Source organism: Pandoraea sp. CB10b_02, from assembly GCF_002216225.1.
GTDB classification, from domain to species: domain Bacteria; phylum Pseudomonadota; class Gammaproteobacteria; order Burkholderiales; family Burkholderiaceae; genus Pandoraea; species Pandoraea nosoerga.
This window is the reverse complement of sequence record NZ_NJGW02000006.1, coordinates 147,696-170,390: the sequence shown is the minus strand read 5'-3', so window position 1 is coordinate 170,390 and position 22,695 is coordinate 147,696. Positions and strand designations below refer to the sequence as shown.

16 protein-coding genes are annotated in these 22,695 nt (G+C 66.1%); 8 read left to right on the top strand and 8 right to left on the bottom strand.

Going from position 1 to position 22,695, the window contains the following annotated elements; genetic code table 11:
- Nucleotides 1-236: 236 nt before the first annotated feature.
- Nucleotides 237-1,304 (bottom strand): aliphatic sulfonate ABC transporter substrate-binding protein, encoded by a 1,068-nt coding sequence (locus CDN36_RS08760; RefSeq protein WP_287496511.1) that lies wholly within the window; start codon nt 1,302-1,304, stop codon nt 237-239.
- Between the two features lie 637 nt (nt 1,305-1,941).
- Here CDN36_RS08760 and CDN36_RS08755 point away from each other — a divergent pair.
- The gene (locus CDN36_RS08755; protein ID WP_287496510.1) at nt 1,942-4,167 is read left to right on the top strand and encodes a TonB-dependent receptor; all 2,226 of its coding nucleotides are present in this window, start codon (nt 1,942-1,944) and stop codon (nt 4,165-4,167) included.
- A gap of 162 nt (nt 4,168-4,329) precedes the next feature.
- The gene (locus CDN36_RS08750) at nt 4,330-5,016 is read left to right on the top strand and encodes a Fe2+-dependent dioxygenase (protein ID WP_287496509.1); all 687 of its coding nucleotides are present in this window, start codon (nt 4,330-4,332) and stop codon (nt 5,014-5,016) included.
- Nucleotides 5,017-5,173: 157 nt separating this feature from the next.
- On the opposite strand, the gene CDN36_RS08745 is transcribed toward CDN36_RS08750, so the two are convergent.
- Both CDN36_RS08745 and CDN36_RS08740 read right to left on the bottom strand, forming a co-directional pair.
- Entirely contained in the window at nt 5,174-5,752 is a 579-nt protein-coding gene (locus tag CDN36_RS08745; protein WP_150555383.1) for a Spy/CpxP family protein refolding chaperone, read from the bottom strand.
- A gap of 234 nt (nt 5,753-5,986) precedes the next feature.
- A complete protein-coding gene (locus tag CDN36_RS08740) occupies nt 5,987-6,394 on the bottom strand; it encodes a DoxX family protein (RefSeq protein ID WP_150555382.1) in 408 nt (135 codons plus the stop codon).
- Nucleotides 6,395-6,805: 411 nt separating this feature from the next.
- Between CDN36_RS08740 and CDN36_RS08735 the strand changes: the two genes are divergently transcribed.
- Nucleotides 6,806-7,207, top strand: a complete 402-nt coding sequence (locus tag CDN36_RS08735) for a PaaI family thioesterase (protein ID WP_150555381.1) — start codon at nt 6,806-6,808, stop codon at nt 7,205-7,207.
- Between the two features lie 48 nt (nt 7,208-7,255).
- Nucleotides 7,256-8,185: a patatin-like phospholipase family protein gene (locus CDN36_RS08730; protein WP_287496508.1), complete on the top strand. Its 930-nt coding sequence runs from the start codon at nt 7,256-7,258 to the stop codon at nt 8,183-8,185.
- Between the two features lie 63 nt (nt 8,186-8,248).
- Here the strand turns inward: CDN36_RS08730 and CDN36_RS08725 are convergent, their stop codons facing one another.
- The gene (locus CDN36_RS08725; RefSeq protein ID WP_287496507.1) at nt 8,249-9,259 is read right to left on the bottom strand and encodes a D-2-hydroxyacid dehydrogenase family protein; all 1,011 of its coding nucleotides are present in this window, start codon (nt 9,257-9,259) and stop codon (nt 8,249-8,251) included.
- A 563-nt stretch (nt 9,260-9,822) separates the two neighbouring features.
- On the opposite strand from CDN36_RS08725, the gene CDN36_RS08720 reads away from it, so the two are divergent.
- Nucleotides 9,823-11,709, top strand: coding sequence for a phosphoenolpyruvate carboxykinase (GTP) (locus tag CDN36_RS08720; RefSeq protein WP_287496506.1), 1,887 nt, complete (start codon nt 9,823-9,825; stop codon nt 11,707-11,709).
- Between the two features lie 312 nt (nt 11,710-12,021).
- On the opposite strand, the gene CDN36_RS08715 is transcribed toward CDN36_RS08720, so the two are convergent.
- Both CDN36_RS08715 and CDN36_RS08710 read right to left on the bottom strand, forming a co-directional pair.
- Entirely contained in the window at nt 12,022-12,654 is a 633-nt protein-coding gene (locus CDN36_RS08715) for a response regulator (protein ID WP_150555379.1), read from the bottom strand.
- A complete protein-coding gene (locus CDN36_RS08710; RefSeq protein ID WP_150555378.1) occupies nt 12,651-14,033 on the bottom strand; it encodes a cache domain-containing protein in 1,383 nt (460 codons plus the stop codon). Before CDN36_RS08710 ends, CDN36_RS08715 begins: the two co-directional genes overlap by 4 nt.
- A 410-nt stretch (nt 14,034-14,443) precedes the next feature.
- Between CDN36_RS08710 and CDN36_RS08705 the strand changes: the two genes are divergently transcribed.
- Both CDN36_RS08705 and CDN36_RS08700 read left to right on the top strand, forming a co-directional pair.
- Nucleotides 14,444-16,510, top strand: coding sequence for a carbon starvation CstA family protein (locus tag CDN36_RS08705; protein WP_287496505.1), 2,067 nt, complete (start codon nt 14,444-14,446; stop codon nt 16,508-16,510).
- A 17-nt stretch (nt 16,511-16,527) separates the two neighbouring features.
- Nucleotides 16,528-16,737 (top strand): YbdD/YjiX family protein, encoded by a 210-nt coding sequence (locus CDN36_RS08700; RefSeq protein WP_287496504.1) that lies wholly within the window; start codon nt 16,528-16,530, stop codon nt 16,735-16,737.
- A gap of 103 nt (nt 16,738-16,840) precedes the next feature.
- On the opposite strand, the gene hemN is transcribed toward CDN36_RS08700, so the two are convergent.
- Nucleotides 16,841-18,322 carry an oxygen-independent coproporphyrinogen III oxidase gene (hemN, locus tag CDN36_RS08695; RefSeq protein WP_287496503.1) on the bottom strand — a complete coding sequence of 494 codons (1,482 nt, stop codon included), beginning with the start codon at nt 18,320-18,322 and terminating at the stop codon, nt 16,841-16,843.
- A gap of 430 nt (nt 18,323-18,752) precedes the next feature.
- On the opposite strand from hemN, the gene CDN36_RS08690 reads away from it, so the two are divergent.
- Nucleotides 18,753-19,721: a LysR family transcriptional regulator gene (locus CDN36_RS08690; protein ID WP_150555375.1), complete on the top strand. Its 969-nt coding sequence runs from the start codon at nt 18,753-18,755 to the stop codon at nt 19,719-19,721.
- A 151-nt stretch (nt 19,722-19,872) separates the two neighbouring features.
- On the opposite strand, the gene CDN36_RS08685 is transcribed toward CDN36_RS08690, so the two are convergent.
- On the bottom strand, nt 19,873-22,557 hold the full coding sequence (locus CDN36_RS08685) for a DNA topoisomerase III (protein WP_206111484.1): 2,685 nt from the start codon (nt 22,555-22,557) through the stop codon (nt 19,873-19,875).
- Nucleotides 22,558-22,695: the final 138 nt, after the last annotated feature.

Below are 22,695 nucleotides of genomic sequence, written 5' to 3'. Positions count from 1 at the left end.
CGATCCGCTCAGCGCGGCATGTGCTGCGCTCGGGTTCGAACGGCCGGCACTCTGGCACTACGCCAAGGCCGTTCCGGGGGGGCTCCGGCCGAATGCTTTATGAATTGCAGGTCCAAGTATAAACATGTGCATGAATTCCGTCGGAAATACCTGAGAAATTCGCAAGAAATTGTGGGCATTGCGCCCACGCGGCCGCCGTCGCGCGGGAGGCGCCGAATTTCCAGGCGAGCGCCAACTCAGGCCGGCGCCTGCCAGATCGTGGCGTCGGCCGCATCCACGCGCCTGGGCAGCAGGCCGGCCTGCGTGAAGACGTCGGCAATGCGCTGCTGCTCGGCAATCGCTTCGCGCACCACCGGCTGCACGTCGTAGCTGCGGCGGCGGTTGGCGGCCTCCACGGTCGCGGCGTCCAGCCCCCAGATGGGCGCGAGCCGGGCTGCGGCTTCGCGCGGATTGGCGCGCACCCACTGACCGGTTTCCCGCAACGTCCGGTACAGCTCGCGCAGCACGGGGCCATGATCGCGCGCGAATGCCGGCGTGGCGAGGTAGTAGCGCTGATAGCCGGCCAATCCGCGTGCGGTGACGAGCGTGCGCACCTTGTCCTGACGCTCCACGCTCGCGAAGAACGGGTCCCACGTCACCCAGGCGTCGACGTTGCCGCTGGCGAACGCCGCGCGTGCGTCGGCCGGCGTGAGGTACGCTGGCTGCACGTCACCGATACGCAGTCCTACGCTTTGCAGCGCCACGATCAGCAGGTAATGCACACCTGCGCCCTTGGTGACGGCGATGCGCTTGCCCTTGAGGTCGGCGAGCGTGCGGATCGGCGAGGCTTCCGGGACGAGGATTGCCTCGGCGTCCGGCGACGGTGTTTCGCGCGCGACGTAGGCAATGCGCGCGCCGGCCGCTTGCGCGAACACCGGCACGGTGTCGGCGACGTCGGCCGAGAAGTCGATGCTGCCGACGTTGAGCGCTTCGAGCAGCGGCAGCCCGCTCGTGAACTCGTGCCAGGTCAGCGTGACGTCATGCGGCGCGAGCGCCTGCGCCAGCGTGCCGCGCGCCTTCGCGAGGACGATCAGCGTGGACGACTTCTGGTAGCCGATGCGCAAGGTGAGCGGACCGTTCGCCGCGTGCACCGGGGCGCTGCGCGTCACTGCGCCCGCAACGCCCAGCGCATGGGCGCCGCCCGCCAGCGCCGCGACGCCGGCGCGCCGAAGGAACTGCCGGCGACTCGGATGGACGGCGAGGCTCGAGGTGGCGACGGCTACGGTTTGGGAAGCGGGCAGGACGCGGTCGTTCTTGATGGACATGGGGCGGGTGGCAAGGGCGAAGGATGACGGAATCGATGGCGGCGGCCGGCAGGCCGCGATGGCGCTCGGCTCGCGCGGGGCGCGCCTCCCAGTTGTATCGCGATGCGCGGCCGGTTCGCCAATAAGCGATTCGCCTTTGCTTATCGCGAGCCGCGTCATATCGGTATGACGTCGTCGCGCGAAGCGGACAGGGAGCAAAGGGGACCGGTGGGCAGGCAAACGGACGAAGGAGGCCCGGCCGCTTTGGGCAATCCAGAGGAATCGTTGGCTGTCGTTGCGCCGGCGGTCCTAGGGAAAACCCGTATTTTCGCGGCAAATCGGGGCCCATCAGCGATTCATGGTCGGCAAATCAAACGTCTTGCTTTCATCGCCTTACTGAAGGCTCGCACTGGATTGGTGCGCACGTATTACGCCGTATTACAGGAAATCTGGCGATTTCCCGGCGTTGCCCGCCGATCCCAGCCTTGTAATGAAAATCATTCCTATTTATATTCGCCGCCCATGCCCGAGGCGGGGAGTGTCGTAGCGAAGCGGAAATTGCCATCCCGCCCGGTTCGCACCGTCGCCGGCGCCGCGGACACCGCTTCCCGCGCGTTGTCCGCATTTTCTCTGTCCACGACGCACTTCGAACTCGATCATGATGCAACGCAAGCCGCTCGCTCTCGCCATGATGGCGCTCTTCGCCGCACCTCTGGCCGTCACCTGCGCCACGCCGGCGATGGCGCAAAGCGCCGCGGACGCTTCGTCCCCGAGCGGGACGCAGTCGCCCGCCGCGACCGCGTTGCCGCAAACCGACGTGAGCGGTGCGGCGGTTCGCGACGACTATCAGCGCGACGTGGCCACCGTCGGCGCCAAGGTGCCGACCGCAATTCGCGACATTGCGCAGTCGGTCACGGTGATCGACAAGGCAGTGATGCAGGCACAGGGGGCGACGTCGTTCGCCGACGCGCTGCGCAACTCGCCGGCCATCACGCTCGGCGGCGCCGAGGGCGGCCAGATCGGCAACAACATCAATCTGCGCGGCTTCACGGCGCGCACCGACATCTACCTCGACGGTTTTCGCGATCGTGGCCAGTACTATCGCGACACGTTCTATCTCGACTCGATCGAAGTGCTCGAAGGGCCATCGTCGATGCTCTTCGGCCGCGGCTCGACCGGGGGCGTGATCAACCAGGTGAGCAAGCAGGCAAACCTGAAGCCGCTCAACGAAGTGTCGGGCACGATCGGCACGAACGACCGCTATCGCGGCTCGTTCGACTTGAACCGGCCGCTCTCCGACACGGCGGCGTTTCGCATCAACGGCTTCGTGCAGGACATCCACACCACGCGCGACGTCATGAACAACCAGGACTGGGGCGTCGCGCCCACGCTCAGGCTGGGCATCGGCACGCCGACGCAGATCACGCTCTCGGCGCTCATCGAACACAACCGCGACATGCCGGACTACGGCACGGTCGGCTACAACGGCAGCCCGCTGCCCATCTCGAAGCATCAGTTCTACGGCCTGACCACGGACCGCACGGTGCAGGACGTGATGAGCTTCACGGCGAAGATCGAGCACAAGGTCGACGACACGCTGAAGATCACCAACCAGACGCAATACAGTCGCTATGTGATCGACGCGATCGAGACCTCCGCGCATGCGGTGGGCGTGCCCAACGGGAACGGGGCGGGCGGTTTCACCACGCTGCCCACGGGCCCGACGGCCGGCATTCCGTCGTACTCGCTCGACCAGCTCTGGGTGCAGTTGCAAAGCCACGATCGCAAGATCACGGACTCCGCGCTGTACAACCAGACGGACGTCGTGAAGTCGTTCGCCACGGGACCGTTGCGGCACACGCTTGTCGCCGGCTCGGAGCTCGGGCGCGACGCTTACGAGAACCAGACCTATCTGCGCACCGGAGCGGGCCAGGCGTCGGGCTTCCTGGGCTGGATTCCGGCGGGCAGCACCGCGTACTACGCGAACCTGCCGAACGTGACGACGACCCAGGGCAACTTCGCGCAGGGCACAGCCGAGACGGTGGCGCTCTACGCCAACGACACGATCGAGCTCACCCGGCAGTGGAAGCTCGTAGGCGGGCTGCGCTGGGACCGGTACAAGGCGCAGCTCTCCAACACGATCAGCTCGCCGGGCTACGCCACGCAGACCGTCAACTATACGAGCGTGCGCACCGGCGTGATCTACCAGCCGAGCGAGGCGCAGTCGTATTACTTCTCCTACGGCACGTCGTTCAACCCGTCGCTCGAAGCGCTGACCGTCACCAACAACACGCAGGCCTTGCCGCCCGAGACGAACGAGTCGTTCGAAGTCGGCAGCAAGTGGAATCTGCTCGACGACAATCTCGCGATCAACACGGCCCTGTTCCAGATCACGAAGAACAACGCACGCACGCAGACCGGCACCTCCGGGCAGTACACGAGCGCGGGCAAGGTGCGCGTGCGGGGCGCCGAAGTGAGCGCCACGGGGCACATCACGCCGAACTGGCAGGTGATGGGCGGCTACATGTTCCTGAATTCGCGGGTGTTGCAGGCCAACGACGGCACGCAGGGCAATGTGCTCGCGAACACGCCGAGGCACTCGGTCACGCTCTGGTCGACGTACACGCTCGGTCATTGGGAGGTGGGTGGCGGCATGAACTACATGTCGATGCGCTATGCGGCAAACACCAACCTCATCCGGGTGGGCGGCTACACGCGCTGGGATGCGACCGTGGCCTATCATCAGCCGAAGTACGACATTCGTTTCAACTTGCTCAACGTCTTCGACAAGACATACTTCGACGGCCTGATTCAGTCCGATGGCGGCCGCGCCGCGCCGGGCATCGGACGCACGGCGCTGCTCACGGGAACGTACCGGTTCTGACCCGCGCGGCGGTGCCCGGCCGCCGCGAGGCTTGCTTGATCCAGCGCAGGCCGGCCGCGCCGGCGTTGAACCGGACGCCGGCAAAATGACGCACAATACGAGGCGCGAGCGGGCAGGCGGCCCGACTCGCGCTTCGCTTTTTTTCACGAGGAACGCTCGCCGATGTTGCTGCATATTCCGAATGTCCTCAGCGCCGACCAGGTGCGCTGGGTCCGCGCCAAGCTCGACGGCGCAGGCGACGCGTGGGTCGACGGACTGGCCACGGCCGGCTACCAGGGCGCACCGGTCAAGCAGAACCAGCAGATCGACGAGCGCGCACCGATCGCCCGCGAACTGGGCGACGTGATCCTCGGCGCGCTCGAGCGCAATCCGACATTCATCAGCGCAGCGCTGCCGAACAAGGTCTACGCGCCGATGTTCAACCGCTACGGCGAAGGCATGCACTTCGGCAATCACGTGGACGGGGCGATCCGCCTGCAGCCGGGCAGTGGCATGCGCATTCGCACCGACGTCTCGGCCACGCTCTTTCTGGCCTCGCCCGACGAGTACGACGGTGGCGAGCTCGTGATCGAGGATCAGTACGGCGCGCACCAGGTGAAGCTGCCCGCCGGCGATATGGTGCTGTATCCGGCGACGAGCCTGCACCGCGTCAATCCGATCACGCGCGGCGCGCGCGTGGGGTGCTTCTTCTGGGTGCAAAGCCTCGTGAAGGACGACACGCAGCGCACGCTGCTGTTCGACATGGACAACGCGATCCAGCGCCTGAACACGACCGACGCCGACGAGACGGCGCGCCGCACGCTCATCGGCTGCTATCACAACCTGCTGCGCATCTGGAGCGAGACCTGAGTGGCGCGCAAGGCTGCCCTCCAGGACTCTCACGCTCTCGTAATCTCGTAATCTCGTAATCTCGCGAACCGAAAAAAACGCCCGGCCCCTGACTGCACCAGGGACCGGGCGTTGCACCATGTGCCGGGCGGGGCGCCCGGCAGCGCTGGCCGCGCGCTTATTGCGACTGACCCGTGGCCGGTGCCGCGGGCGGGTTCGGGGCCTGCGACGGCGCGCCCTTGTGCATCTGCCCGCGACGCTGCGCCGCCTTGTCGTGCCAGGCCTTCATCTTGGCCCAGCGCGCCTTGATGGCGTTGCTCACGAGCGTCTTTTGATCGTTGTTCAGGCCGTTGTACACGTTGAGCCACGCGTCTTCGGTCTGGCTGCGCAACTGCCGGTTCTGATCGAACACCTTCTCGCGCGCGGCGCGCATGCCGGCCAGGTCGAGCACTTGCTGGTCCTTCGCCTGCGCGATCATCTGGCGGAATTGCTCGCCGTTCTTGCGCATGGCGTCACGGTTCTGCCTGGACGTGTTCACCGCCTGCTGCCAGGCTTGTTCCTGCTGCGCATCGAGCTTGAGTTCGTCGTGCAGCTTGCGAATGTCACCGAGCCCCCAGGGGCCGTGCTCGCCGCGCATGTGGTGCATGGCGGCGTGAGGACCCGTGGCCGGCGCGGCGGCGTCGGCGGCATGGGCAACGCCGAACATCGAGGTGGCGATGAGGACGGCCGACGCGGCGGCGATCTTCAATTTGCGCATGGTGTTGACTCCTTTTGATGTTGCCGGAATTGGCAGCCTCAGAGTAAGTCATTGCCGCGGCCAACACGTTGCAAAGTGCTACGGCCGTATTACCTGGCGTTACCACAGCGGGAATTCGCAACATCTCGAAACGACTCGGCCCGCCCATGCCGTCGTTCGGCGGGGCGGGCCGTTGTGCCGGACGGCGCGACACGAGGCCCGCCGTTCGGTTCCCGAAATAAATGCCGCCGGCGATCAGTCCCAGGCGCCGCGGCCGCCCGACACACTGTAGCGGCCCGCGCCGAAGAGCATTACGCAAAGGCCTGCGAAGAGGTAGAAGCCCTGGAGTTCGAGCGCCCAGCCGCCGGTCTTCGCCAGATCGCCGAGCTGGTGCAGGTGGACGAGCGAGAACGCGACGAGCATGTTGGCCACGACGAGCAGGCCGCCCAGGCGCGTGAGCACGCCGAGGATGAGCAGCACCGGCGCGAGCACTTCACCCAGATAGGCGCCGTATGCGAGGAAGCCGGGCAGCCCATGCGAGGTGATCATGCCTTCGATGAAGCCGACGCCATTGATGACTTTGCTCACGCCGTGGAACAGCAGCAGGATACCGAGGGTGAGGCGCAGGATCAGTTTGCCGAGATCGTCTCTGGTGCTCTGCATGGTGATGGCTCCTTCTTGGCTCGCGGGTTCGCGTAAGGGGGCTGACGGATAACGGGGTGGTGCGTCCCGGGTACGGCGCACCGGCCAAATGGGCATCACTGTATCAAATCGTTACGGCGCTGTCTGCGGGGGGACGGCAATCGGGCGTCGGTGTCGTCACAGCGGATGCAGGCCGACGTGCCGGGCAACGTCGGCCCGGAAAAGCGCATTGCGCAAGGCGAAGCGGCCGGCATGCGCGCAGCATCGAGAGAATCGCCAACGCCGGCGCATTCGTCGCGACAAGACGACCGGCAGAATTGCGCGACGACCCTCGAGCCGTCCCCGGGGCCCATGTGCGCGCCGCTCCATGCGGGTGGCGCGCGCGTTTTGGGGCTATCATCGGCGACACGACAAAACAGGAGGACGACCAGGATGGAGTTGGCGCAAGCGCAGAAGATGCTCGAAGAACTCGTGGCCCCGTGGGTGCGGCAGCTTGACCTGCAGGTCGAGGCGGTTGGGCCGGACGAGAGCGAATTGCGGCTGCCGTTCGACGCGGCGTTGAAGCACGGCGGCGGCGTCATCTGCGGGCAGGTGTTCATGGCCGTGGCCGACACGGCGATGGTGGTCGCGCTCTCGGCCGCGCTCGGCGGCTTTCGCCCGATGACGACGGTCACGCTGAACACCCACTTCATGCGCCCGGTGAGCGAGGGCGACCTGCGCGTGATTGCGCGCCTGCTTCGCCGCGGCAAGAACCTGGTGTTCGGGGAGATCGAAATCTTCGACGCTTCGGGCAAGATGGCCGTGCACGCGACGACGACTTACGCGCTGCTCTGAACGGAACACGGCGCCTGGCCGATTGCGGGCCGGGCGCGGGGAGGCACCATGTTCGATCAGATCGTATTTGCCGGCGGCGGCAATCGCTGCTGGTGGCAAGCGGGTTTCTGGGAGCGCGTGACGCGCGAAGTCCCGCTGCGCCCGCGCGTCATCGCCGGCATTTCGGCCGGCGCCGCCACGGCGTGCATGCTGCACATGCGCGAGTCCGACTGGGTGATGGCCTACTACCGCAAGGCCCTCGCGGACAATCGCAAGAACGCGTACTGGGGCAACCTGCTGCGCCGTGAGCGCGTGTTTCCCCATTACCGCATTTACCGGCAGGCGTTGCTCGATATCTATGACGGGCAACTGGACAAGCTGGCCGCCGGGCCGGAGATTCGCGTCGGCGTCTCGCACATCCCGCGCTGGCTCGGGCCGCGCACGGCAACGGCGGCCGGGCTCGTGGCGTACAACATCGACAAGCACGTGCGCCGCACGCTGCCCCCGACACTTGCGCGGCGGCTCGGCTTTCGTCCCGAATTTGTTCGCGCCCAGGATTGCACGAGCACGGCCGAGCTCGCGGATCTGATGCTGCAGTCGTCGTGTACGCCGCCGTTCACGCCGATCCTGCGACGCGACGGGCGCGCGGTGCTCGATGGTGGCATGGTCGACAATGTACCCGTCGATGCGCTCGACGCCACGCCCGGACAGGTGCTGGTGCTCGTCACGCGGCGCTATCCGCGCCCGCAGATCTTCACGCGGCATCACGCCGGACAGGACCGGCTGTACGTGCAGCCCTCCGCGCCCGTACCGATTTCCAGCTGGGATTACACGCGCCCGGACATGATGGCCCCGGCCTTTGAGCTGGGCCGCAGGGACGGCGAAGCGTTCCTGCGGCATCTGGACACGATAACGCCGCGGCGAGGCCCGGCGCTCGCGCATGATGCACGCGGCGCCCACGACTCCCATGACACGCAGGACGCGCATGACAGCGCATGACTTTCGCGGGTGGGGCAGCCGCAGGAGGCGGCCGTCAGGTCCGCGGCCTCAGACCGGCAGCGCTTACCGCCCGAAGCCGAGCAGCGCGGCCGGGTTCACCACGTGGGCGCGATCGCCGTTCAGGAAATCGACGATGTTCTGGAATGCCACGCGGAAATACAGTTCGTAGCTCTCGCGCTCGACGTAGCCGATGTGCGGCGTGCACACGCAGTTCTCCAGGCGCAGCAACGGGTTGCCTTGCAGGATCGGCTCGCTCTCGAAGACGTCGATCGCGGCCATGCCCGGCCGGCCGCGATTGAGGGCCGTGATCAGCGCATTTTCTTCCACCAGTTCCGCGCGGCTCGTGTTGACGAACAGCGCCGTCGGCTTCATCTGCAGCAGGTCTTCGAGCTTGACGATGTGCCGCGTCTCGTCGTTCAGGCGCAGGTGGAGCGACAACACGTCGCTTTGCGTGAACAGCGCTTCCTTGCTGTCGGCCACGCGCAGGCCGTCGGCCGCAGCCGCTTCGCGCGAGCCCTCGCGGCCCCACACCATGACTTCCATGCCGAACGCCTTGCCATAGCCCGCCACGAGCCGGCCGATCTTGCCGTAGCCCCACAGGCCGAGCGTCTGGCCGCGCAGTACCTGGCCCAGGCCGAAGTTCGGCGGCATGCTCGAGGACTTCAGGCCCGACTGCTGCCAGGCGCCGTGCTTGAGGCTGGAGACGTATTGCGGAATGCGGCGCTGGGCGGCCATGATCAACGCCCAGGTAAGTTCCGCGGGCGCCGTGGGCGAGCCCACGCCTTCGAGCACGGCAACGCCGCGCGCGGTGCAGGCGTCGATGTCGATGTGGTTGCCCGCACGGCCGGTCTGACTGATGACGCGCAGGCGAGGCAGTTTGTCGATGAGCTGCGCGGTGATGGCGGTGCGTTCGCGAATGAGGACGAGGACTTCGGCCTCGCCGATGCGGGCGGTCAACTGGCCGACGCCCTTGACCGTGTTGTTGAAGACTTTGACGTCATGGCCGGCTAACAGGGAGAAACAATCGAGCTTGCGAACGGCGTCCTGATAGTCGTCGAGAATGGCAATTTTCATGGCAAAGCGTAATCGGATCGGCGCGACACGAGGACATGCCGCGCAATCGGTACATAAGTCTGAGGCCGCCGCGACGGCGGGCGTACTGGTCGTTGACATGGCCGGTGCGCAGCGGGGCAAACCCCAGCCGACCTTGTTGCGACGCAGCACCGGCGCGGTTTGCGCGGTGGTATGCTGACGCCTCGTTTTGCATAGTATGGCAGGTGTCCTGGCAACCATGGCGAAACCGCCTCAACACGATGGCAAAAAATCGAACCCACCCCGCAAAAACAAGTCGGACCCGGTGAGCGAGACGCCTGATGCGCACCGATCGGTGTGCCCGTTGCCCCCTGCTTTCTCGCGCGTGCCGCAAGACCTGCGACGCGCTCCATGTTTCACGCGGCCTCGGTTCGCGCGCGCCGGTTATCCGGGCGCGGCGGACCTTCGTCGGGGCGGTGACGCCCGCCCGGTATCCCCAACCGGACGGATCGCCCGGCGAAACCAGCCGGAAGGCAAAAAGGCGCCCGCGCGACGGACGGTCGTCGTCCGCTCCGATTTACCGACTCTGCATGGAGACAACCCCCATGACTCAAGCCAGCCTGAGCGCCAACGCGCTCAACGCCTCCTCCTCGTCCAATGTCGCCACTCGTGATCTGCCCTCGTGGGTGCGTCACCGCAAGCTGATCGACTGGGTGTCGCGCATCGCGGCGATCACGCAGCCCGAGCGCGTCGTCTGGTGCGATGGCTCCGAGCAGGAGTACGACCGCCTGTGCGAGCAGATGGTCGCCGCCGGAACGATGAAGCGGCTCAACCCTGCCAAGCGTCCGAACTCGTTCCTCGCGCTGTCCGACCCGTCGGACGTCGCGCGTGTGGAAGACCGCACGTTCATCTGCAGCGAGAATCGCGAAGACGCCGGGCCGACGAATCACTGGATCGATCCTCGCGAGATGCGCGGCACGCTCGACGGCCTGTTCCAGGGCTGCATGCGCGGACGCACGATGTACGTGGTGCCGTTCTCCATGGGGCCGCTGGGCTCGCCCATCGCCCACATCGGCGTGGAGCTGTCCGATACGCCATACGTGGCCGTGAACATGCGCATCATGACGCGCATGGGCCGGGCGGTGTACGACGTGCTCGGCGAAGACGGCGAGTTCGTGCCGTGCGTGCATTCCGTCGGCAAGCCGCTTGCCGCCGGCGAGAAGGACGTGGCGTGGCCGTGCAACAGCACGAAGTACATCGTTCACTTCCCCGAGACGCGCGAAATCTGGAGCTACGGCTCTGGCTACGGCGGCAACGCGCTGTTGGGCAAGAAGTGCTTCGCGCTGCGCATTGCCTCGAAGATGGGCCGCGACGAAGGCTGGCTCGCCGAGCACATGCTGATCCTCGGCGTGACGTCGCCCGCGGGCCGGAAGTACCACGTGGCCGCGGCGTTCCCGTCGGCGTGCGGCAAGACCAACTTCGCGATGCTGATCGCCCCCAAGGGCTTCGAGGGCTGGAAGGTCGAGACCATTGGCGACGACATCGCATGGATCAAGCCGGGCAAGGACGGGCGTCTGTATGCGATCAACCCGGAAGCGGGCTTCTTCGGCGTGGCGCCCGGCACGAGCCAGAAGACCAACCCGAACGCGCTCGCCACGCTCGGCGAGAACGTGATCTTCACCAACGTGGCGCTCACCGATGACGGCGACGTGTGGTGGGAAGGGCTCACCGACACGCCGCCGGCGCATCTGACCGACTGGCAAGGCAAGGACTGGACGCCGGAAATCGCGAAGGAGACGGGGCGCAAGGCGGCGCATCCGAACTCGCGCTTCACGGTGAGCGCGTCGCAATGCCCGTCGATCGATCCCGACTGGGAGAACCCGGCCGGCGTGCCGATCGACGCCTTCATCTTCGGCGGTCGCCGTTCGACCACCGTGCCACTGGTGACCGAAGCGCGCGACTGGACCGAAGGCGTGTACATGGCGGCGACGATGGGCTCCGAGACGACCGCGGCGGCGGCGGGCCAGCAAGGCGTGGTGCGTCGCGATCCGTTCGCGATGCTGCCGTTCTGCGGCTACAACATGGCCGACTACTTCCAGCACTGGCTCGACACCGGCGCGCGCCTGGACAAGATGGGCGCAACGCTGCCGAAGATCTACTGCGTGAACTGGTTCCGCAAGGGCGCCGACGGCAAGTTCGTGTGGCCGGGCTTCGGCGAGAACATGCGCGTGCTGGCCTGGATGCTCGGCCGTATCGACGGCACGGCAAAGGGCGAGGAGAACGCGTTCGGGATCACGCCGCGTTACGAAGATCTGAACTGGAATGGCCTGTCGTTCACGAAGGCGCAATTCGACGAGGTGACGTCGATGGACCCGGCAGCATGGCGCGAAGAGCTCAAGCTCCACGCCGAACTTTTCGAGACGCTCAGGCACCATCTGCCGCAAGCGCTGCTCGACACGAAGGCCGAGATCGAGCGTCGCCTGAACGGGTGACGCCGCGCGCAGCGTCGATCGTCAGGCGCGAGCCATGATCGCGGCCGGGTGAGGCCGCATCGATTGCCGCATGTCACCACCCTCCCATCGAAGGCGACTTCGATGGGATTTTTTATGGAGTGCCCGCCGTCTCGGCGCGGGGGCCTCGGCTCATCGTCGTCGCGCGCCACGTCGGGGAGTTTCGCAACACGGGTGTGGAAGAGGTAGACGCCGTTTCCTCATTGACCGGCGAGCCGGCTGCCGCGCGTGAGCGGGCTTTCAATGCCGTGAAGACGCTCAAAGCGCTCAAAGTGTTCAAAGCGCTCAAAGTGTTCAAAGCCGGTTCTCCACCGCGAACTTGATCAGCTCGGCCTGGCCTTCGATGCCGAGCTTGCGCTTGATGTTGAGTCGATGCGTCTCCACGGTTCGCACCGACAGATCCATCTCCGTTGCAATCTGCTTGTTCGCCAGTCCGCGAGCGATGCGGGAGAGGATTTCACGCTCGCGAGGCGTGAGCGAATCGATCGGCGCGTGTGTCGTCGATGCCTGCACCACCCGCGCGGCGATCGCGGCGCTGTAATAGGCGTCGCCGCGCGCGACGCGTTCGATGGCCGTCACGATCTCGTGTGCGGGCGCGTCCTTGAGCACATAGCCGCGCGCGCCGGCACGGACCGCCTGACGCACGTACTCGGCGTTGTCGTGCATCGAAAGAATCAGCACGGCGATATGCGGGAACTGCTCGCGAAACAGCGCGGTCAGCTCGATGCCGTTCGTGCCGCGCATGCTGATGTCCATGAGCGCGAGATCGGGCGACGCTGTCCGGGCGCGCGCCAGCGCTTCCTGTGCGTTGCCGGCTTCGCCGACCACTTGCAGGTTGGGGGCCGCCTCGAATCGTGCGCGCAGGCCGTCGCGCACAAGCGGATGGTCGTCGATCAACAGCAGTCGGATAGGGTGAGCTTGCGTCATTTGCTGGAGGTGGCACGAAGCGCCGCTTTCGCGGCGGGCGTAAGCGGCACCCACGCACTGATGGTGGTGAGGCCGGGCCAGGACTGGATGCCGAGAACACCGCCCACGGCGTCGAGGCGTTCGCGCATGTTGCGCAGGCCGATGCCGTGCCGCGGATCGTGATGCACGTCGGTCACGTCGAAGCCGCGTCCGTCGTCGGCGATCGACAGATGAATGCCGTCGGGCTTGAAGATGAGCAGGATCGACACGCGCGAAGCCTGCGCATGCCGTTCGATATTGGTCAGCGCTTCCTGCGCGATACGGAACAGCATCGTCTTGATGTTGTCGTCGAGTGCCGGCGCTTCGCCTTCGACGTCCATCTCCACAGGCAGCCCCGCGTGAGAGCCGAACTCCCGCGCCAACTGGTCGATGGCCGCGGCAAGGCCCAGATCGTCGAGCATGGCCGGACGTAGCGCCTGCGAGATGCGCCGGACTTCACCGAGCGTGCCGTTCAGGCGCTCGATCGCCACGCCAAGCGTCGTGCTTGCCGCCGCCGGCGAGCCGGGCAGGCGCATCGACGCCGACTCGAGCAGCAGCTTGACCGAGACGAGCAGCTGGCTGATGCCGTCGTGCAGTTCGCGCGAAATCCGTGCGCGCTCGATCTCCTGTGACTCCACGACCTGGCGCGCGAGCTGGCGCAGCTTCGCATCGGCCGTCTTCAGCTCGGTGATGTTCACGACGAGGCCGCACAACCCCACGATTGCCAGGCACGACGAAGCGATGAGCGTGATCCAGATGAGCGTGCGGTCGATGTTGGCCTGTGCGCGATCGTCGGACTGGCGCAGCGTGGCTTGCACATCGTCGAGGTAAATGCCGGTGCCGATCATCCAGTTCCAGCGCGGCAGCGCGATCACGTAGCCGAGCTTGGGCGCCATGTGTTGCAGCGACGGCTTCTCCCACGCGTACTGCACGTAGCCGCCGCCGGAGCGAGCGGCGCCGATCAGGCGCTGGATCGTGGGTGCGCCGGACTCGTCCTTGAGCGCCCAGAGGTTATGACCGACAAGCTCGGGCTGGCGCGGATGCATCAGGCTCTTGCCGTCGAGGTCATAGACGAAGAAGTAGCCGTCCTTGCCGAACTCCATGCGCGCGAGCGTGGCGAGCGCCGCGTCGCGGGCGGCGGGGGTGTCGGGGCCGTTGTAGAGCGGCTCGATGGCGTTGCGCGCGAGGCCCACGTAATGCAGCAGCTCGGCGCGCTTGTTGGCCAGCAGCGCCGTCTGCACCGCTTCGTGTTGCGCGCGCGCGAGCTCGTTGCCCTGGTAGCGCACGGCCAGTGCGATGGCGACCATCGCGAGCGCGACGGGCAGCAGCGCCAGGACGAAAAATTTCTGTCGGAGGTTCATGGCATTCGAAAGGCCTGCAATGCCGCCGCATGCTGCAGGGGGCATCGGGCAGGCGTTCGCTACGTAATAGCACGTAGTTCGCCTGCGTAGTTCCGCGCTTGTGGCACGGCGGGCAAACGCCAATACTACACGGCGAATCGTGGCTGGGGCCCCCAGGCGCGTCCGCTGGACGCATCCCGGAGCCCAACGTTCGCTTCCGCACATTGCGTACTGGCTGCGTACTGGCTATGTCGCCTCGTCGGCTTTCGCCGCCCCGCACCCCCGCAAAGAGGGGCTAAAGAGGCGCAATACGAGGGCGGATGTGTCGCGGTTCACGGCGTCGTCGCGGCGCCGGTACAAGAGGCGGGACGGTGCCGCAACGGCACGGTCCCGGGGTTGCTGCCCGAAGGAGGCAGTTCCGAGGAGAGACAATGAATCGCATCTGGCAACAACTGCCCTGGGCAGCGGTGGCCATCGTCGGCGCGTGCGCGCTCGGCACGGTGGCTCTATCGCGCGGCGAAACCGTCAGCGCACTCTGGATCGTGATCGCAGCCGTCTGCGTTTACCTGATCGCCTATCGTTTCTACAGCAAGTTCATCGCCACGCGCGTCGCGCAGCTCGACGGCACGCGCATGACGCCGGCCTGGCGCCATAACGACGGGCTCGACTACGTGCCGACCAACCGCTATGTGCTGTTCGGCCACCATTTCGCCGCCATTGCCGGCGCCGGCCCGCTCGTGGGCCCGGTGCTTGCCGCGCAGATGGGCTACCTGCCCGGCATGCTGTGGATTCTGGCGGGCGTGGTCTTCGCGGGCGCCGTGCAGGACTTCATGGTGCTGTTCATCTCCACGCGCCGCGACGGCCGCTCGCTGGGCGACCTCGTGAAGTCCGAGCTCGGCATGATTCCCGGTGTGATCGCGCTGTTCGGCGCATTCCTCATCATGATCATCATCCTCGCGGTGCTCGCGCTGATCGTGGTCAAGGCGTTGACCGGATCGCCGTGGGGCACGTTCACCGTCGGGTTGACCATTCCGATCGCGCTTTTCATGGGCGTGTACACGCGTTTCATTCGCCCGGGCCGCATCGGCGAAGTGTCGGTCATCGGCTTCGTCATGCTCATGGCCGCGATCTACTTCGGTCAGAACGTGCACGACAGCGCCACGCTCGCACCGCTGTTCACGTTCGACGGCAAGCAACTGACCTGGATGCTGATCGGCTATGGCTTCATTGCGTCGGTGCTGCCGGTGTGGCTGCTGCTCGCGCCGCGCGACTATCTGTCGACGTTCCTCAAGATCGGCACGATCCTGGCGCTCGCCGTCGGCATTCTGGTCGTCGCGCCGGAGCTGAAGATGCCCGCGCTCACGCAGTTCCTGGACGGCAGCGGTCCGGTCTGGTCGGGCAAGCTGTTCCCGTTCCTCTTCATCACGATCGCGTGCGGCGCCGTATCGGGCTTCCATGCGCTGATCTCGTCGGGCACCACGCCCAAGCTGCTCGATAACGAAGTCAACGCGCGCTTCATCGGTTACGGCGGCATGCTGATGGAGTCGTTCGTGGCGATCATGGCGCTCGTGGCCGCGTCCGTGATCGATCCGGGCGTGTACTTCGCCATGAACAGCCCTGCCGCCGTGATCGGCACGACGCCGGAAGCCGTGGCGCAGGTCGTCTCGGGCTGGGGCTTCACCATCACGCCGGACGTGCTCACCGCAACGGCGCAGGCCGTGGGCGAGCACACGATCATCTCGCGCGCCGGCGGCGCACCGACGCTCGCCGTGGGTATGGCGCACATCCTGCACCAGGTGGTCGGCGGTGAAGCGATGATGGCCTTCTGGTACCACTTCGCGATTCTGTTCGAAGCGCTGTTCATCCTGACGGCCGTCGACGCCGGCACGCGCGCCGGACGCTTCATGCTGCAGGATCTGCTCGGCACCTTCGTGCCGTCGCTCAAGCGCACCGAATCGCTGCCCGCGAACCTGATCGCGACGGCGCTGTGCGTGGCCGCCTGGGGCTACTTCCTGTATCAGGGCGTGGTCGACCCGCTCGGCGGCATCAATACGCTGTGGCCGCTGTTCGGCATCTCCAACCAGATGCTCGCCGCCATCGCGCTGACGCTCGCTACGTGCGTGCTGTTCAAGCTCAAGCGCGAGCGTTTCGCCTGGGTGACGATCCTGCCCACGCTGTGGCTGCTCGCCTGCACGCTCACGGCCGGCTGGCAGAAGATGTTCGATCCGGATCCGAAGGTCGGCTTCCTTGCTCACGCCGCGAAGTACCAGGCCGCGTTGGCCGACGGCAAGCTGCTCGCCCCGGCCAAGTCGGTGGCGCAGATGCAGCAGATCGTGTTCAACGATTACGTGGACGCGGCGCTCTCCGGTGTGTTCATGTTCGTGGTGGTGGCCGTGGTGGTCTTCGGTCTTCGCACGGTCATCGTGGCACGCAGCGCGAGCAAGCCGACGGCCAAGGAGACGCCGTTCGAGCCGATGCCCGCGGGTCGTCAGGTCTGAGGCGAACGGGAGACGCCATGCTCGACGAAGTCGGCAACGAACTCGGCAAGGTCGGTCGATATCTGGGCCAGGCCATGCGGTTGATGGTCGGCCTGCCCGATTACGACACTTACGTGGCGCACATGCGCGCCACGCACCCGGATCGGCCGGTTATGAGCTACGAGGCGTTCTTCCGGGAACGCCAGGAGGCGCGCTACGGCGGCAAGAGCGGCGGACGCTGCTGCTGACGCCCGCCGTGCGCGCTGCGTCGGCCATGAAGAACGCCCGGGGGCTTCCCCCGGGCGTTTTGCGTTTGGGGGCGCGGCCATCGCGCCCCGTGTGGGCACTCGCTCACATCACCTTCGCGCAACGCGCGTTGGCGGCGCTTTGGCGATAGGCGTCGAACACCTGGGCGACGACGCGCACCAGCAGGCGTCCGGCCGGCAGCACTCGCAAGCCCCGTGCGTCGAGACTCACGAGACCATCGGCGGCCAGATCGGCCAGCTCACCCAGTTCGTTGGCGAAGTAGGCGACGAAGTCGATGCCGTGCATCTGCTCGACGGCCGTGAAGTCGAGCGCCATATGGCACATCAGACGCGAAATGACGTCGCGCCGCAGCCGGTCGTCGTCGGTGAGCCGAACGCCGCGCGCGATCGCCAGGCCGCCGGCGTCGATCGCGTCGTAGTACGCCTTCAGGGTCTTGGCGTTTTGCGCGTAGCTGTCGCCGACCCGTCCGATGGAGGACATGCCCACGCCGATGAGGTCGCAGTCCGCGCGCGTGCTGTAGCCCTGGAAGTTGCGCTGCAGCGTGCCGGCCGTCTGGGCGCGGGCGAGTTCGTCGTCGGGACGCGCGAAGTGGTCCATGCCGATGTAGACGTAGCCGGCAGCGCTCAGCCGCGCGATGATCGTTTGCAGCAGCTCGAGCTTGCGCGCACCGTCGGGCAGGGCGTCGGGCAGGCAGCGCTGCATCTTGAATTGCTGTGGCAGATGCGCGTAGCTGAACACCGACAGGCGGTCGGGCGCCATCTCGATCACGGCGTCGAGCGTGCGGGAGAAGGACTCGGGCGTCTGGTAGGGCAGCCCGTAGATCAGATCGAAGTTGACCGAGCGAAAGCCGCTGCTTCGCGCGGCTTGCAGCGTGGCTTCGACGAGTGCGCGCGGCTGAATGCGATGAATGGCCGCCTGCACGCGGGGGTCGAAGTCCTGCACGCCTATCGACAACCGGTTGAAGCCGAGCGCGCGCAACGCCCGGATCGACGCCGGACCGGCGCTGCGCGGGTCGATTTCGATGGCGTATTCGGCGCTGTCGTCGCTTGCCATCACGAACTGGCGGGCGATGGCGTCGACGAGCGACGCAATCTGTTCCAGCGAGAGAAACGTGGGCGTGCCGCCGCCCCAGTGCATCTGCGCGAGCGCGCGACCCGCGCCGAGCAACGACGCCTGACGTGCGATCTCGGCGTGAAGCCGCTCGACATACGCCTGCGCGTGCGCGCGATTGCCGGTGACGATCTTGGTGCATGCGCAGTAGAAGCACACGGTGTCGCAGAACGGCACGTGGACATAGAGCGACAGCGGCTTGCCGGTGCGTTTGGACTGCGCGGCCGCGCGGGCATAGTCTTCGACGCTGAAATCGTCGCGGAACTGCAGCGCCGTGGGGTAGGACGTGTAGCGCGGGCCGCCTACGTCGTAGCGGCGCAGCAGCCGTGCATCGAAGTGCAGGGGGGCGCATGGCGCAGCCCCGTGCGAATGAGCGGTCGAATGGGCAGTCGAATGGACGGTTTGCGCCGCCGCGGCGCGGGCGCCGCGCGGCGGCATCAACGGCAGGGGATTCATGACGATGCCGGCCCAAGGCCGGTGACGAAGGTGACATGGCACTGTAGCGTCGCGATGAACGCGCCGCCCTGACCTGCGTCAAACATCCGCCGCCGGGACCCGGACGCGCGCGAATGGCGACCGGGTCGGGCCGGTCTGCGTGACATTGCGCACCGCGCCGGCATGCAGATATCGCCGTGCGCCGGCCGCGCGGCGCTCATGCGCCGAAAGCCTTGCCACGTCAGGCAAATTTTGGCCGTGTACGGTAAGCTAACGCCTTATCGAAGTCTCCGCCGCGTCGACAGCCCTGGCGGCACGCGCGGCGCGCCCCCGAACGGTTCGGGGCGGCGGTCCGTCCGATGCCTGCGGGAACCCGCAGAACCGGGGAATCCCCGGCCCGCCCCAGCTGGTCTTTGCCGGAACGACGCGGCACATCACGATTGGAAACAACATGGACCGTCTGCAATCGATGCGCGTTTTCGTCAAGGTGGCCGATAACGGGAGCTTTGCCCGTACCGCTGCCCAGATGGATCTGTCGGCCGCTGTGGTCACGCGGCACGTCGCGGAACTGGAATCGCACCTCGGTGTTCGTCTGCTCAACCGCACCACGCGCAGCCTCTCGCTCACCGGCGCGGGGCAGGTGTATCTCGAGCGCTGCCGTCAGATCATCGATGAAGTGGACGAGGCCGACGCGCTGATCTCCAGCGCCTCGCGCGACCCGAAGGGCACGCTCAAGGTGGTGGCGCCGGTGTCGTTCGGTTTGCGCAACCTCGCGCCGCTCGTCAAGAAATACCAGGAGATGCACCCGAAGGTGGTGGTCGACCTCACGCTGACCGATCGCGCGATCGATCTGGTGGAAGAGGGCTACGACTGCGGCATTCTCCTCACGCGCATGATCAACAGCGAAAGCCTGATTTCGCGCGTGCTCGCCGAGACGCGCGTGATGTTGTGCGCTTCGCCGGCCTATATCGCCGAGCATGGCGAGCCCGTCACGCCGCAAGAGCTGGGTGAGCATGGCGTGCTTGGCCTGCCGAACGATTTCTGGAGCGACGAGCGCGTATTCTCGGGTCCGGACGGCGAAGTGCGCGTGCGGGTCCAGAACAAGTTCATCTGCAACAACACCGCGCTGCTGCGTCAGTCGGTGCTGCTCGGGCACGGGATTGCGTTTTTGCCGTCGTACCTCGTGGGCAACGACGTGCGCGACGGCGATCTCGTTGCGCTGCTGCGCAACTTCACGCAAACGCCGGTCGACGTCTCGCTCGTCTACCCGAGCCGCAAGTATCTATCGGCGAAAACGCGCGGTTTCATCGATCTGACCGTCGAATATTTCCGCCAGAACGAAGGGATTTCCGCCGCCGAGCGCTGGGTGCCGCCCAAGCTGCCGTCGCCGACGACCCCCAATACGGAAATCCCGGTGTGAGGCCGCGCCAAGGGTGAGGCGCGGCCCGGACCCGTCGCGTCCGGCGAGCGTCCGACCTTGCAACCGGACAACAAAACGGCCACTGCCCATAAGGGAGTGGCCGTTTTTCATTGCCCCGCGCGACGGGGCGGGCTCATACGGTCAAGCGCGCTCAGAACGGCGCGTCGTCGTCGTCGAACGAGGCGTCGCCGGACGGTGCCGGCTTGCTGCTCGTCGTCTTGGACTTCGCCGTCGTCTTGCGTGCTGCCGCCTTCTTGGCGGGCGCCTTCGTGGCAGCGCTCTTCGCCGGCGCCGTCTTGCGCGCCGGCGTGGCCTTCTCGTCACCGTCGCCATCGGCTGCCTTCGCGGCGGTCTTCTTCGGCGCCTTTGCCTCGAACTCGAAGCCGATGGTGCCGTCCTTCTGCTTGGCCAGATAGGCCTTGAACGTGCGGCCCGTGCGCGATGACTTGAAGTTCGTCAGCAGGTCGGTCTTCCCTTCGGTAAGCAATTTGTGAATCTGCTCGCGCGAAATTTCCTGCTGCAGGATCACCTTGCCCGAAGTGAAGTCGCATGTCTTCGGGTTGGCCACGGCGTTCTCGCACACGTAACGCATGCCGTGCTCGAACACGCGGCCGCCGCACTTCGGACACTTGCCGACCGGCTCCTGCCCCGTGAAGTCCGGCGCTTCGCCGTCTTCGTCGCCGCTGTCCTGGCCGAAGTCGAACTCGAGCTTGTAGCCCATCTCGTCGTCGGGCGAGAGCTTGAGGATCGCCGAGAACGGACGGCCCATCTTGCTGCGAAAGCCCGAGAGCGGCCCGATCGTCTTGTTCTTCAGCAATTCCTCGACTTCCGGGATTTCGAACTGGCGTCCGCCCGGAATCTTCGAGATCGAGAAGCTGCAGTTCGTACAGGCGAACCGGCGGTAGTTTTCCTTGACCACACCGCCGCAATGCGGGCATGGCGTGGCGAGAGTGGCGTAGTCGCCCGGGATCGTGTCCGAATCGTATTCCTTCGCGCGCTTGACGATGGTCTGCGTCATCTGCGCGATCTCGTGCATGAATTCGTCGCGCTTGAGGCCGCCGCGCTCGATCTGCGAGAGCTTCGCTTCCCACTCGCCCGTGAGTTCGGGCAGCGTGAGTTCGTCCACACCCAGCCCGCGCAGCAGCGTCATGAGCTGGAACGCCTTGGCCGTCGGATGCAGTTCGCGCCCTTCGCGCACGAGGTATTTCTCGGTGAGCAGGCCTTCGATGATGGCCGCGCGCGTGGCCGGCGTGCCGAGCCCCTTGCCCGCCATGGCCTCGCGCAACTCGCCGTCTTCGACGAGCTTGCCCGCGCCTTCCATGGCCGAGAGCAGCGTCGCTTCGCTGTAGCGTGCGGGCGGTTTGGTCTGCAGGCCCACGGCTTCGACCTTGTCCACGCCGACTTTCTCGTCCTTGGCGACCGGCACGAGCGTCGGCTGGTCGTCCTTGCCTTCCTTGCTGTCGCCGGCACTCTCCCTGCCATAGACGGCGAGCCAGCCGGCGTTCACGAGAACCTTGCCCTCGGTCTTGAAGTGGTGCCCCACCACTTCCGTGATGCGGGTCGTCACCTGATACTCGGCCGCCGGGAAGAACACGGCGAGGAAGCGCTTGACGACGAGGTCGTACAGCTTCTGTTCCGGCTCGGAGAGATTCTTCGGCGCCTGCAGCGTCGGGATGATGGCGAAGTGATCGCTGATCTTGCTGTTGTCGAAGATCCGCTTGTTCGGCTTGACCCAGTCCTTGCTCAGGACCTGGTTGGCGAACTGGTGATAGTTGTTGCTCTCCTTGAGCACGGCCATCGTCTCCTTGACGGTGGCCAGATAGTCTTCCGGAAGCGCGCGCGCGTCGGTACGCGGGTACGTGAGCACCTTGTGCTTTTCGTACAGCGCCTGCGCCAGACCCAGCGTGTTCTTCGCGGAGAAGCCGAAGCGGCTGTTCGCTTCGCGCTGCAGGCTCGTCAGGTCGAACAGCAGCGGCGAGAGTTGCGTTGACGGCTTCGATTCTTCGGTGACCGTGCCGTGCTTGCCGCGCACGGCTGCCACGACCGATTCGGCTGCCGCCAGGCTCCACAGACGCGAGTCGCGCTGCTCCGGGTCAAATTCGTTGCGCTTGAAGTTCGGGTCGAACCAGCGGCCTTCGTAGAAGCCCGCCGAGGCGACGAATTCGGCCTTCACTTCCCAGTAGTCGCGCGAGACGAACTTGCGAATCTTCTCTTCGCGCTCGACCACGATCGAGAGTGTCGGCGTCTGCACGCGGCCGACCGTGGTGAGGAAAAAGCCGCCGCCCTTGCTGTTGAAGGCAGTCATGGCGCGCGTGCCGTTGATGCCGACGAGCCAGTCGGCTTCGGCGCGGCTGCGCGCGGCGTCGGCGAGCGGCAGCATGTCGTCGTCGCTGCGCAGGCGCTTGAAGCCGTCGCGGATCGACTGCGGCGTCATCGACTGCAGCCACAGGCGCTTGATCGGCTGCTTCGCCTTCGCGTGTTGTGCGATCAGGCGGAAAATCAGTTCCCCTTCGCGCCCCGCGTCACAGGCGTTGATCAGCAAGTCGATGTCCTTGCGCTTGATGAGCTTGGTGAGCACCTTCAGGCGCGACTCACTCTTGGCGATCGGCTTGAGGTCGAAGTGGGGGGGAATTACGGGAAGGTTGGCGAAGCTCCACTTGCCGCGTTTGACTTCGTAGTCTTCCGGCGCGCCGATTTCGACGAGGTGGCCAACCGCCGACGAGACGACGTAATCGTCGCTCTCGAAGTACTCGTCATGCTTGGTAAAGCCGCCCAACGCCCGCGCGATGTCGTTCGCGACAGACGGTTTCTCGGCAATGATCAGAGCTTTTGACATGACGTTAGGTAATGTTGAGGGGGGTGTCGCCAGGCGACATTCGTTGGCTTTATAACATATAGCCAATCCGGCGTTGCCGTCGGATCGGGCACAAGGCGTGCCCGAAAGCGGCACATCATAAGCGCGCCGCAAGCCGGC